General features: G+C 52.8%; 11 protein-coding genes. 6 read left to right on the forward strand and 5 right to left on the reverse strand.

The annotated features are described in order from the left end of the window. Positions 1-25: 25 nt before the first annotated feature. Positions 26-316, reverse strand: coding sequence for a co-chaperone GroES (locus FRIGORI9N_RS15295; protein WP_159572892.1), 291 nt, complete (start codon positions 314-316; stop codon positions 26-28). Positions 317-521: 205 nt separating this feature from the next. On the opposite strand from FRIGORI9N_RS15295, the gene FRIGORI9N_RS15300 reads away from it, so the two are divergent. Next, positions 522-1,379, forward strand: a complete 858-nt coding sequence (locus FRIGORI9N_RS15300; protein ID WP_159572894.1) for a peroxiredoxin — start codon at positions 522-524, stop codon at positions 1,377-1,379. Between the two features lie 3 nt (positions 1,380-1,382). Here FRIGORI9N_RS15300 and FRIGORI9N_RS15305 read toward each other — a convergent pair whose 3' ends face one another. Beyond that, positions 1,383-2,408, reverse strand: a complete 1,026-nt coding sequence (locus FRIGORI9N_RS15305; protein ID WP_159572896.1) for a TRAP transporter substrate-binding protein — start codon at positions 2,406-2,408, stop codon at positions 1,383-1,385. A gap of 113 nt (positions 2,409-2,521) precedes the next feature. On the opposite strand from FRIGORI9N_RS15305, the gene FRIGORI9N_RS15310 reads away from it, so the two are divergent. Together FRIGORI9N_RS15310 and FRIGORI9N_RS15315 are read left to right on the forward strand one after the other, a co-directional pair. Further along, the gene (locus FRIGORI9N_RS15310; protein WP_159572898.1) at positions 2,522-4,513 is read left to right on the forward strand and encodes a nitrogen regulation protein NR(II); all 1,992 of its coding nucleotides are present in this window, start codon (positions 2,522-2,524) and stop codon (positions 4,511-4,513) included. After that, positions 4,500-5,168, forward strand: a complete 669-nt coding sequence (locus FRIGORI9N_RS15315) for a response regulator transcription factor (RefSeq protein ID WP_236550923.1) — start codon at positions 4,500-4,502, stop codon at positions 5,166-5,168. The genes FRIGORI9N_RS15310 and FRIGORI9N_RS15315 overlap by 14 nt, the downstream gene beginning before the upstream one ends. Here the strand turns inward: FRIGORI9N_RS15315 and FRIGORI9N_RS15320 are convergent. The 3 genes from FRIGORI9N_RS15320 to FRIGORI9N_RS15330 form a co-directional block, all read right to left on the reverse strand. Further along, a complete protein-coding gene (locus tag FRIGORI9N_RS15320) occupies positions 5,147-5,698 on the reverse strand; it encodes a hypothetical protein (RefSeq protein ID WP_159572902.1) in 552 nt (183 codons plus the stop codon). The two genes, FRIGORI9N_RS15315 and FRIGORI9N_RS15320, sit on opposite strands and share 22 nt — an antisense overlap. Further along, on the reverse strand, positions 5,695-7,077 hold the full coding sequence (locus tag FRIGORI9N_RS15325; RefSeq protein ID WP_159572903.1) for a chloride channel protein: 1,383 nt from the start codon (positions 7,075-7,077) through the stop codon (positions 5,695-5,697). The genes FRIGORI9N_RS15320 and FRIGORI9N_RS15325 overlap by 4 nt, the downstream gene beginning before the upstream one ends. Positions 7,078-7,203: 126 nt before the next feature. Beyond that, on the reverse strand, positions 7,204-9,096 hold the full coding sequence (locus FRIGORI9N_RS15330; protein WP_159572905.1) for a DEAD/DEAH box helicase: 1,893 nt from the start codon (positions 9,094-9,096) through the stop codon (positions 7,204-7,206). Between the two features lie 361 nt (positions 9,097-9,457). Between FRIGORI9N_RS15330 and FRIGORI9N_RS15335 the strand changes: the two genes are divergently transcribed. The 3 genes from FRIGORI9N_RS15335 (at position 9,458) to FRIGORI9N_RS15345 (ending at position 11,980) form a co-directional block, all read left to right on the forward strand. Continuing rightward, entirely contained in the window at positions 9,458-10,051 is a 594-nt protein-coding gene (locus FRIGORI9N_RS15335) for a hypothetical protein (RefSeq protein WP_159572907.1), read from the forward strand. Positions 10,052-10,126: 75 nt separating this feature from the next. Then, positions 10,127-11,578 (forward strand): D-alanyl-D-alanine carboxypeptidase/D-alanyl-D-alanine-endopeptidase, encoded by a 1,452-nt coding sequence (gene dacB, locus FRIGORI9N_RS15340; protein ID WP_159572909.1) that lies wholly within the window; start codon positions 10,127-10,129, stop codon positions 11,576-11,578. A 102-nt stretch (positions 11,579-11,680) separates the two neighbouring features. After that, the gene (locus tag FRIGORI9N_RS15345; RefSeq protein WP_138518742.1) at positions 11,681-11,980 is read left to right on the forward strand and encodes a YqjD family protein; all 300 of its coding nucleotides are present in this window, start codon (positions 11,681-11,683) and stop codon (positions 11,978-11,980) included. The last annotated feature ends 3 nt before the right edge of the window (positions 11,981-11,983 follow it).

An 11,983-nucleotide genomic window follows, 5' to 3' on the forward strand; every position in this document is an offset into this window, starting at 1 on the left:
AATCTTCCTCTTGAATTCAGTGTAATTAGGCTTCAATCACGCCCATGATGTCTTCTTCGCGCATAACCAGTACTTCCTTGCCATCTACCTTGATGGCTTGACCGGCGTATTTGCCGAACAGAACGCGCTGGCCTACTTGCACATCCATCGCGATCAGCTTGCCGCTGTCGTCGCGCTTGCCTGGGCCTACTGCAATCACTTCACCTTGATCTGGCTTCTCGGCGGCTGCTTCTGGAATCACGATGCCAGAGGCTGTAGTGCGCTCGCTCTCGAGACGCTTCACGATCACGCGATCATGCAACGGACGAATGTTCATGGATACCACTCCTAAATTTGTCTTTTAAAAAGAATTGCTTAGAGAAACTGACGGATGTGTTGTTAGCACTCAACGTCATCGAGTGCTAATAATAGGGGCGGGGGGAAGGTATTTCAAGGGGAGGGGTGAAAAAAAGTTGCCTGCAAGCGGGGCGTCAGTCACTTTTGTTTACACTAGAGGTCGATTTAACCTTGCATCCCAAAGAATGAACAAAGCCAAGTCAGTTTTTATTGTCCTGTTTCTCATCCTGATCAACCTCAGTTTGCTGCACGTGGCCACCATGAGTTGGCATAGCCCACTGGGCCCCGGCTGGATCGGTGTCTTTGTATTGGCCTTACCCAATTTTTATTTGTTCGTGTGGATGTTCATGAGACGCAGGGCGCGTACGTCCCGCAACCTCCATTTCCTTATGGCCAGCAATTTGATGGGCATTGCGTTGGTGCTTACCGATCCTGCAATGGAATCCGATCCGTGGCCACTTGTGATTGGAAATTTGATTTTCTTTGGCAGCATTGCCTATATTTTCTGGTATTCCAATTTGGGCGAGCGTAGTAATGCAGAGCTAAAAGAAGGTGAAAAATTACCTGTGTTTCAGCTTCAAACATTGGAGGGGGAGAGTTTTTCGAGTGAGCAATTCAAAGGCTCGGCCTGGCTTCTCATGTTCTACCGAGGTAACTGGTGCCCCTTGTGCATGACACAAATTGGCGAAGTGGCCGGGCGCTATATTGAGCTTGATCGCTTGGGTGTGAAAGTCGCGTTGATCAGCCCGCAGCCCGAATCGAAAACCCAGGAACTGGCCAAGCGCTTTAAAGTACCCATGAAATTTTTTGTTGATACCGAATTCAAGGCCAGCAAGAAACTGAAGTTGATGCATGAAAACGGTGTGCCGTTTGGCATGAATTGGCTGGGGCATGGCGAAGACACGGTACTGCCCACGGTGTTGATCATCAACAAACACGGTCGAATTGTGTATTCAGACCAAACTTCAAATTACCGGGTTCGGCCCGAGCCCGAGCAATTTCTGGAAGTGGCACGCCAAAAGCTGGTTGGCGCCGAGTCCTGATTCTTAACGTGAGCCGCTGGGTGTCGCGGCAGCTTGTTCAGCAGCAGCCTTGCGAATGCTGCTGATCAACTCTTTGCTGATTCGGCTTTCCATGCGACGGTGAACAGGTTCAAGTGCCTTGCGCCACAACTCGATTTCAGCACTGCTCAGAATTGTAACTTTGGTGTTCTTCGATTCCTTTACTTTGTTCAAAGCCTGGGTATTGAGTTTTTCCGCCTCGTCATCGTTTTTGCGTGTGGCATCGACCATGCATTTTTCCAGTGTGGTGCGTATGTCTGCAGGCAAGCTATTCCAGAATTTGCGGTTCACAATCACGGCATAGCCCAGGTAGCCGTGGTTGGTTACGGCAACGTATTTCTGAACTTCATGCATTTTCTTCGAATAAAGATTGGAAGGCGGGTTTTCAGTGCCATCTACCAAACCCGTTTCCAGTGCGGTGTGCACATCTGAAAACGCCAGCGGAATGGGTGTAGCGCCCAGCGCTTCCATTTGGGCCTCTAGCACTCGGGACGGTTGAATGCGCATTCGTTTGCCTTTCAAATCCTCTGGCAGGCGCAGTGGTGTATTTGCACTCATCACCTTAAAACCGTTGTCCCAGTACGCGAGCCCCAAAATTCCACGGTCTTCAAGCTGAGCCAGAAGCTGTCGTCCAATGTCGCCCTGGGTTACGGTTTTAAGAACCTGGCGGTTCGGGAAAATGTATGGCAGGTCAAATACCTCGAAATCACGCATGCCCAATTGCCCAAATTTGGCCAGTGAAGGCGCCAGCATTTGCACCGCACCCAACTGAAGAGCCTCGAGCTCTTCTCGGTCCTTGTACAGTGAAGAATTTGGGTAAACCTCTACCTTTACTCGTCCGCGGGTGCGTTCTTCAGCAAGCCTCTTGAATTCCAGTGCCGCAATCCCCTTGGGTGTGTTTTCATCGACGACATGGCTGAACTTGATAAAAATAGGGGGCGCCGCACTGGCGGGTGCCAAGGCAACACCGTGAAGTCCGAGTAGAAGTCCAAGAGCTGACAAATATTTCATATTGCGGCTTGTGTGTAGGTATTCATTGAAAATTCCAGAGTAGGGCAGTCCTCACCATTGTGGGTTTCCACATCCCTTGAAATCTTTTTGCCATTTCGTGGCACTATCCAGCCATGCAACTGTTCGCCCCTTACGAGCCCAATTTAAAGAAGATCAAGCGCCGTCAAGCCATGAGGTTTGGCATGCCCGTGCTTGTTTTTTCACTTTTAATGGCGTTGATGGTGGCCGCAGTTTACTACGCCCAACAGGACGAGCGTGATCAAAACCAGGCAAAACTGATTGCCGATGCACTTTGGGCCCGCCAGAACATTCAGTTTCAGGTGGGTGGACTGATCAACTCCCTGCAAGCGCTGACCAATGACTCTCTCATTTATCCATCGGCACGTCTTTCGGCAAGCCTGAATCAGCTTAGCCGCAGCTCTGGCGAGCTGGTGGCGGTGTTTCGTGGGCCCGAGTTGACACCGATTGTGAATCTGGAAGACAACTTTGATGAATATGATCTTGAAGCGGTTCGCAATCTGATCTCAGCGCAGGTCAATCAACGCTACGAGTCCCGCCTGGACGGGTTGGTTGGCCCCTTTCTGTTTCAGGGGCGCCACTATGTGGCCAATGTGAGTGTGGCCCAACGCGGCGAGGCCGTTACCGCTGGCTTGATCGACCTGGATTTGATGCTGGAAAAGGAGTTGCCCTGGTGGTTTGCTCAAGACAACCAGGTCGAACTGCTCGATGCCAGCGGGGCCATTTTGTCGCGCCTGGTCAAGGCCAGTCCGGGCGCTGGTGTTTACATGCACACGACCTCACTGGAACTCGGAGGGCTGCAGTTTCAACTCAGGGTCAACAGCATTCAAGAAGGCCCCCGATTGTTCAACTACGGCATTACTGGCGCGTTGGCATTTTTACTCCTGCTGCTGTTGTTGAGTTTCATCATGTTGTGGCGCGATTCTCGTCGTCGTCTCGAGATTGAGGCTCGTCTTGAAGAAGAAAAACTGTTTCGCCAGTCCATGCAAGACTCCATGGCGGTGGGTTTGCGTGTGTGGGACTTGCAAGGTTTTATTCGTTACGTGAACCCGGCGTTTTGCAATATGGTGGGTTACAAGCCCGAAGAGTTAATTGGAATTCCGCAGCCCCTGCCGTACTGGCCCAGCAAGAGCACTGAGGAATACAAGCGTTTGGTCGCCAATGTGATTTCAGGCAATGCCCCTCCAGAGGGGTTCGAGACAACGTACCAGCATCAAAATGGCAAGTTCATTGATGTGCTCATTGTGGAAGCGCCTTTGAAAGACGGCCGTGGTGCGCACACCGGCTGGATGAGTTCAGTGATCGACATTACCGATCGCAAGCGTTCGGAGTCGCTAATTGCCGAGCAACGCGAGAAATTGCAGGCGGCTTCACGATTTGCGCTGGTGGGCGAGGTGGCCTCCAATATTGCGCATGAATTGAATCAACCCTTGGCTACCATGGTGTCGTATGCACAGGCCGGGATGAATTTAAGCCAACGTGGTGCCAGTCTGGAAATGTACGGCCAGTTGTTTGAGAAGTTGCGCGATCAGGCGCAGCGTGCGGGCCGAGTCGTTGGTTCGGTTCAAAACCTGGTTCGCAAACGCAAACCCACCCGTGAAAATGTGCGCGTGTCGGACCTGATTGATTCCATTCAGTTCATGGTGAATTCCACCGCTGTGCTGCACCAGGTGCGTTTGCATTTTGACATTGTCACACCCGATTTCGTGTTGTATATCGACCGAATCATGGTGGAGCAAGCCTTGGTCAATCTGGTTAAAAACGCATCAGAAGCTTTCACTGCGTCACAGCGTATTCGCAATGTGTGGATACGTGCTCGCCAGTTGGAATATTCTTTTGAGTTTTCAGTGCGTGACGACGGCCCGGGTTTGAGTTTGAACAACACCGAGAAAATGTTTGAGGCTTTGGTGTCGACAAAGCCAGACGGCTTGGGCCTGGGCCTTAGCCTTTGCCGCTCGGTCGCTGAGTCGCATGGCGGGCGCCTGAAAGCCGATGCCGTGCCCACAGGTGGTACCTGTTTTACAATGGACTTGCCAATGGCAGTCAAAGAATCCATGGAAGGGGAGCAGTCAGTTGGAGCCAACTAAAAAAGTGCAGGTGTTGTTACTTGATGATGATGACGATTTGCGCGAAGGCATGAAATGGATGTTCGAAACCGTGGACCTGCCCATGCAGGGTTTTGCCAATTTCGAGAGTTTCAAGTCCCGACTGGATGAATACATCACCAGCGAGGCCGAGCTTTGCCTGTTGCTTGACTTGCGCATGCCCGATATGTCGGGTCTTGAGGTGTTTGAGTGGCTAAAGCGCAGTGGTTACAGCCTGGACCGTTTGCCAGTGATTTTCTTGACGGGGCATGGCGATATATCCACTGCCGTAGAAGCAGTTAAAAATGGTGCATTCGATTTTTACGAAAAACCAACCACCGATCAGCGTTTGATTGAACGGGTTAAACAGGCACTGCAAAAGTCAGGTGAATATTTGGTGAACCTGGAAGTGCTGAAGCAATGGTCTGAACGAATTGACCGATTGTCGCCCCGCGAGCGAGAGGTCATGTTTTTGGTGGCCAAAGGCAAATTAAACAAGGTGATTGCCTCTGAGCTTGATATTTCAATGCGCACTGTGGAAGTGCATCGTGCCAATGTGTTTGACAAACTCAAGGTGCGTTCAGCCGCCGAGTTGGCGACCCTGCTTAGCCGCCTTAGCGATCGCCTCGGCTTTGATCAATTGGCCGGGCTGGAATAAATTTCCACCATATTGGGCAAGCTGACAGCATCCCCGAACAACGGGCTTGAGGTGTCGGGGTGTAACTCCAGCACAAACGCCTTGCGGGCAAGCCGGTGGTCCCTGAAGTAATTTTGAATCGCATCCAGTCTTTGGCTGGCCACAGCAAGATCAAGTTCAGCACTACCCTCTGTTTGGGTGCTGGATCGAATCAAAATGGGACCCGATCGGCCCGATTTGGTGGCTTCATTCAAAGCCTCGAGTTTGACCAAACAGTTTGAGGGAATCCCGCTTTGATCCGGCTCGAAGTGAATCAATAACTCCAGTCGTCGATCCTCTCTGCGAAGCGTCAATTCAGCCGCGGTGTTCTGAGACTCAGAAAGTGCATTGACCAGGCCGTTGAACAAATCGAGCGTGGGTTGGTGACCACAATGCATAGCCGGGTTGTTTAACCGTTGAACAACGTTGTCGAAGGCTTGCGCAGGTTTGAGTAACAATGCTGTTGTAAGGCATGCCAGCAGAGCTGCTTTCGCTGCGCAACGCGTGCTCATTTTTTTGGTTCAACAGTGGTCGCTTCGGCCTGAGCAACCTCCTGCGGGGGTTCGGGTACTGGCTCAGGTTGAGTAAAGCTGACCTTGATTTGATTGGCCAGCAGGTGGTAGATCGAGGCAGGCAAGATTCGTTTGCTGACTTGTGTTGAAATGGCTGACACGAAAATCAGGGGCATGACCAAATCGTGGTTGTCGACCATTTCCAGCACAATTACAAAAGCAGTAATCGGGCAGTGGGTTACCGCAGACAAAACACCGACCATGGCCAGCAACATCAGCGGCGCGGTTTCGCTGTTGGTCAAACCCGCAAAAAAGTGACCAAACCCTGCACCGATCGACAAGGTGGGTGAGAATACGCCGCCAGGTATGCCACTGGCAAATGACACCACAGTGGCTATCATTTTGGTCAGCCAAAACATGGGGGAAAGCTCTTCACTGTCCTGCAAGGCAGCCTTGGTTTCTTCGTAACCCGCACCAAAAACTTCAACACCAAAAGTTAGTGCCATGAGTGAGAGCACCACGCCGCACCCCGCTGCAAATCGATAGGGGAAACGACTGCGCAAACCACCCAAATAGCTGGTGCTCGACACCAGGATCAACATACTGCGCCCGTAAAGGCCGCCCACGATGCCTGTAAGTATCGCCAATACGAAAATGATGAACCATTCTTGTCCCCAGTCGATCGTGGCATTTGAATAACCAAAGTACGAATAGTTGCCCTGAAGAATCAATGCCACCAAACCGGCAAGCACAATGGCCATTAAAAGTGCCGAGGTGTGTCGCATTGTTTTTCGTCGGCCCAATTCTTCAAAGGCAAACATCAGCCCACCCAAGGGTGTATTGAAAGCTGCCGCGACCCCTGCCGCACCGCCAGCAATAATCAGTGAGCGGGTGTCGAACAGCTTGGCAATGTTGGGAAAGCGGCCTGCGTAAGCCATCAGTGCGGCACCAATTTGTACGGTTGGGCCTTCACGCCCCGCAGCGGCACCCGCTGCTATCACGAAAGGCGTGATCAGCAATTTGCCCAAAAAAGCGCGTGGCCCCAACAGCCGTTCCACTAGCCTGGGTTTTGGGTGTTTGGTGACTTTGATTGCTTGCGGAATGCCACTGCCGCCCGAGCCCCAGAAAACGGTGTTGACCAGCCAAAGGGCAATTGGAAACACCACCGGTGGCAACAGCAGCGCGATCCACATGTGCTCGGCGAATAGTTCTTTGTTCCATTCACCTGCAAAGTCAGACATCCAGGCAAACCCCACTGCGAGAAAACCAACCAGCAGGGAAAAGGCGTAGATGACAGAGACGATCATGCCCCGGTCCGCCATGAAGCGTGAAAGTCGAGCGCTTTGCGCCAGCCACTTGTTTTTGGAATTGGGCCGCACTGTAGGAGTCTTCCTGTTTTGTTGGTCAGCAAGCCCCGAATTGTCGCATAAAAACAAAAAACCCTCAGGCTTTCGGCTGAGGGTTTTTCTTGGGGTTTCCCCCGTGGTGCTTTTTACGCCACTTTTTTAGTCAGTGCGACGTCGGCTAAAGCCGCCACGATCGCCCATGTTGCGTGCAGCCTGTTCTTTGCGGGCACCCGAGGCGTGTTCACGCTTTGGGCCCGAAGGTGCAGTGCCTTCGGCACGGAAGGCCGGGCGTGCACGTTCTTCAGAACGGGGGAAGCTTGGGCGCTCTGCGTCGCGATTCCACTTTTTTGGCGCATCAGAGTTGCCGCCAAAACCGGAAGGCTTGCGATCACCAAATGAAGGCTTGTCGCCAAACGACTTGCGCTCACCAAAGGGTTTGCGGTCACCAAATGCAGGCTTGTCGCCGTAAGGCTTGCGGTCACCAAAGGGTTTGCGATCGCCGAAGCTGCGCTCTTCACCTTGAGTAAATGGCTTGCGATCACCAAAGCTGCGCTCTTCGCGTGCTTCGTAAGGCTTGCGATCACCAAATGACTTGCGTTCACCGAATGCAGGCTTGTCGCCGTACGACTTGCGCTCGCCGAATGCAGGCTTGTCGCCGAATGATTTGCGTTCACCGCCAAAAGATGGTTTGTCACCATACGACTTGCGCTCGCCGAATGCAGGCTTATCGCCGTACGATTTGCGCTCACCGAATGCAGGCTTGTCGCCGTACGATTTGCGCTCGCCACCGCCAAAGCTGCGGCCTTCTGAACGACCACCACTGTTGCCAGCGTAACCGCCACCGCCGGAGCGACCACGGCCACCACTTGGCTTGCCACCGCGTGGCGCCTGTGTGAAGTTGCCACGTGGCTCCAGGCCTTCGACCTGTTCTTCAGGAATGCGTGAGTTGATGAAACGCTCGATGCCGCGAACACTGATGATGTCGCAGGCTTCGGCCAACGTTACAGCAATGCCACTGCGGCCAGCACGGCCGGTACGGCCAATTCGGTGCACGTAGTCTTCCGACTTCATGGGCATACCGTAGTTAATAACGTGTGAAATTGCAGGCACGTCCAAACCACGGGCAGCAACGTCGGTTGCAACCAATACCTTGATGTCGCCTTTGCGAACACTGGCCAAACGGCGGTTACGCACTACTTGTGGCATGCCACCGTGCAGGGCGCAGGCGCGTACGCCTTCATCGGCCAAATCGCGGGCCAGGTTTTCTGCGTCAATTTGTGTGCTTGTAAACACGACGGCTTGAACCATGTCTGGGTGCTCCAGCCAGTGATTCAGCAGTTTGCGCTTGTGGCCACGGTTATCGGCCCACATCAGCTTCTGGGCGATATCGGTGTTGGCTTCGTTCTGAGCCGCCATTTCAATGCGCTTGGGGTTGTTCATGATGTTTTCAGCCAAGCCAATAATGCGCTTGGCAAAGGTGGCGGAGAACATCAGTGTTTGAATGCGGTTGCCGCACAACTGGTCGATTGCTTCCAGGTCTTCAGAGAAGCCCAGGTCAAGCATGCGGTCGGCTTCGTCAACAATCAATGTGCTTACTGTGCTCAGGTCAAGCTTGCCTTGCTGGGCCAAATCGAGCAAGCGGCCGGGGGTGCCGACAACGATGCGGGCGCCACGCAGGCTGGCCATTTGCTTGCCATAAGGCATGCCGCCTACAACAGTTGCTACACGAACGCCCTTGGTGAATTTCACCAGGTTGATCGCGTCTTGGCTAACCTGTTGGGCCAGTTCACGGGTTGGGCACAGCACCAGGCATTCTGGACCGGCCAGCATTTCCATGGGGCTTTGTTCGCCGCTCATCATGCGGTGCATCACGGGCAGCAGGAAACCAAAAGTTTTGCCGCTACCTGTCTGGCTGGAGACCATGAGGTCGCCGCCTTCTTTACCGAGTGGTACCACTTCGGCTTGAACGGGGGTAGGGGCAGTAATGTTTAAAGCATTCAGGGCTTGCAGCAAAGGCGCAGCAAGACCCATGTCATCAAATGACATAGACATGATAAAAGTTCCAATTCGATGTGGACTTAAAAATTCATCGACGAACAGAAATGAGACGACGCGGCTGGGAACTAAGTTGTTCCGGATGGTCGCAAGAGAACTGGCGGCGATGGGCAAAGCACAGCTTCAAGGGCTTGTGCCAACAAAGGCAACCCAACGCGGTCCAATGGTGAGAATCGTAAAACGACCCGTTGATTTGCAATCTGGAGCGAAGTCTACTGGGTTTGGGTGCAATGCACAAGAAAAGATTGTGGGTAAAACCACAATTAGAAGAAAAACACCAACATCCCCGCAATTGCCTATCAATTTTTCCAGAATCCAGACGTTATCACCTGTAGAGGTAGTCAATCAGGACTGGATTATGAGAAAACTAAAGATATTGATGGTGGCGGGCGCTGCGACCATGCTGAGTTCGTGCGATCTGTCGCAGATACCAGGCTTGACAGGCAAATTGTCAATGGAGGACAGCAAAGCGGTGGGCGCGGCGTGCAGGCATTCAGGCCGCGCGCTGGAGGATTGTTTTACGCTGAACCCCAGTTCGCATCAATCCGGTGTGTTCGAGGGCTGGCGTGACATGAACGACTACATGCTGGCCAATGAAATCGAAGTGGTAAAACCTGAAATTCGAAATTCTGCCTTCAGGCAGGAAAAGACGTCATTGGACTCGCCTGTGTTACCTGGTACACCCGTTGAGTCCGGGTCTGCGGCCTTGGACACCCCCCAGGAAGCCGTACCTCTGGCCCAAGGGCGGCAACGTTGGTTACCCAAGGGTGTAGAAAATCCGGCCATGAATGAGTCTGCAGTGACTCCGCCGGCTGCGGCAGACAAAGCAGAGACCGCAGCAACAGCCCCGGCAACAAGTCCAGAAGACATACCTGCTGCCAAAGAGGCACCTGCTGTTGAATCACCAGCAAGGCCTTGGGAGCGTAAAAAGGATCCGAAGAAACACACCTGACGGCACACTGTGCGCGGCACAAGATGGCTTGGGTGATATCCTGAAAGTTCACAATTGACTTTCAGGATTTCACGCGTGTCTGTTCGCAAAATTGGCGGAGTTTTAATTCTTTTTAATCTGGTTTTGTCGCAAGCCTCATGGTCAAACGCGGCCGAGCCCCAGGTGCGGACCTTTCCTTCAAATGTCACTCAGGCCTTCGTAAAAAAAGGCATTGCGGCGGACGACTTCACGGCTTACGCCCTACCAATTTCACCTTTTGTTCACCGAAAGCCGCAGGCTTATGCACATGGCTCCAGTCAGTTGGTCAATCCCGCTTCTGTGGCCAAGGTGTTTACAACAGCCCTTGCTTTGCAAAAGCTTGAATCCACATATCGATTCAAGACGGGTTTTCATGCAGATTACGAGCCTGTTGATGGCATGTTGAACGGTCCCTTGTATATCAAAGGCAGCGGTGATCCAGCGTTTTTAAGTGCAGACCTGTGGGCTTCATTGCGACAACTGAGAACGAAGGGGGTTGATGTGATCAACGGTCCAGTTGTGCTGGACGACACCGCATTTACGGAACAAATGCCCAGCCTTGGTCTTGCCGAAGACGACGCCTTTGATGATGCACCTCACCGTGCTTACCATGCCCAGCCCGATGCCTTGTTGCTGAATTTTGGTGCCATGTCGATTGACTTGAAAATCAATGAGAATACGGTGGTTGTGCTGCCTGAAGAGGCGCCCAAAGACTGGGCGTTCGTGTCAGAAATCAATTTGACCGCTGGCGGTTGCGGTGCCTGGAAGAACGGCATGTCGGTGGATTTTTCGAAAGCAGGGCGAAACGTAGTGGTGACTGTGAAGGGCAACTACCCACGCCGCTGTGGGCAATCCCGCTTGCCCATTCGCATTCCCGCACAGGACTGGCTGTGGGAATCGTGGGTGAAAGAGATCTGGTTGCAGTTGGGGGGCAAATTTGCCGGGCCACAAGGCGGGCAAGTGATCAAAGGAGTCACTCCGGCTAATACCATTGCCTTGTACACGCATTATGGGAAGCCGCTTGGCGACTTGATCAAGCAAATCAACAAATGGTCAAGCAATGTAATGGCTCGCCATCTCGAATTGGCAGTGGCCGGAACTCCCGAAGCATTTAACGCACAACTGAAGGACTGGCTGAAGCAGCAGGGGATTTCTTCAAGTGACTGGTTCTTCGAGAACGGCTCAGGTTTGTCCCGCGGTACCCGGATTGATGCCAAAGGCCTTGCAGAGTTTTTGCGAAACATGGCTGCACGATCCGATTTTCCTGATTACCTGGCCAGCTTTCCACGCGCTGGAGCAGACGGTACGCTTCACAGGCGTGTGAACAACATAGACGGGTTTGCTTACTTGAAAACCGGAAGCTTGAACGGCGTACGTGCTCTGGGCGGTTACTTGCGAGACCGCGAGGGGCAGTTGTGGGCCGTTGGGGTGTTGGTGAAAAGCCCAAGGGCCTACGACAGTTGGGGACCCATGGAAAGCTTGCTCGAGTTTATATACAGAGCGGAATAATTCAAGGCAAAAATGATGCGCTTGCCCGCAAGCCTTTCCCAATCTGGGTTTTCCTTTGTTAGACTGATTCATTATTCTCATCCAACAGCACGAGGCCAACATATGGACAACAGCAAAGACAAACTCTTTAGTGACATGAAAATCGTATTGAGCGACGCCGAAGATCTGTTGAAAGCCGCGGCCTCATCGTCGGGCGAGCGTGCGGTCGAACTTCGCGAAAAGGCCTTGGTCAGCCTTCGCCGAGCCAGGGAGGTGATGCAAGACGCCCAGTCGGCTGTGCTTGAAAAAGGCAAGGCAGCTGCACGTGCCACGGATGACTATGTGCACGATCACCCCTGGAAAGCCGTGGGTATTGCCGCCGCGGTGGGTTTTGTATTGGGTTTGATCATTAACCGTCGTTAAAGG

It is taken from the genome of Limnobacter sp. 130 (assembly GCF_902506325.1).
GTDB lineage: Bacteria > Pseudomonadota > Gammaproteobacteria > Burkholderiales > Burkholderiaceae_B > Limnobacter.

Excerpts from the sequence above, each read along its gene's own strand:
- FRIGORI9N_RS15310 (WP_159572898.1), top strand. The coding sequence starts at position 2,522 with ATGCAACTGTTCGCCCCTTACGAGCCCAATTTAAAGAAGATCAAGCGC.
- FRIGORI9N_RS15295 (WP_159572892.1), bottom strand. The coding sequence starts at position 316 with ATGAACATTCGTCCGTTGCATGATCGCGTGATCGTGAAGCGTCTCGAG.
- FRIGORI9N_RS15320 (WP_159572902.1), bottom strand. The coding sequence starts at position 5,698 with ATGAGCACGCGTTGCGCAGCGAAAGCAGCTCTGCTGGCATGCCTTACA.
- FRIGORI9N_RS15305 (WP_159572896.1), bottom strand. The coding sequence starts at position 2,408 with ATGAAATATTTGTCAGCTCTTGGACTTCTACTCGGACTTCACGGTGTT.
- FRIGORI9N_RS15345 (WP_138518742.1), top strand. The coding sequence starts at position 11,681 with ATGGACAACAGCAAAGACAAACTCTTTAGTGACATGAAAATCGTATTG.
- FRIGORI9N_RS15300 (WP_159572894.1), top strand. The coding sequence starts at position 522 with ATGAACAAAGCCAAGTCAGTTTTTATTGTCCTGTTTCTCATCCTGATC.
- FRIGORI9N_RS15330 (WP_159572905.1), bottom strand. The coding sequence starts at position 9,096 with ATGTCTATGTCATTTGATGACATGGGTCTTGCTGCGCCTTTGCTGCAA.
- FRIGORI9N_RS15335 (WP_159572907.1), top strand. The coding sequence starts at position 9,458 with ATGAGAAAACTAAAGATATTGATGGTGGCGGGCGCTGCGACCATGCTG.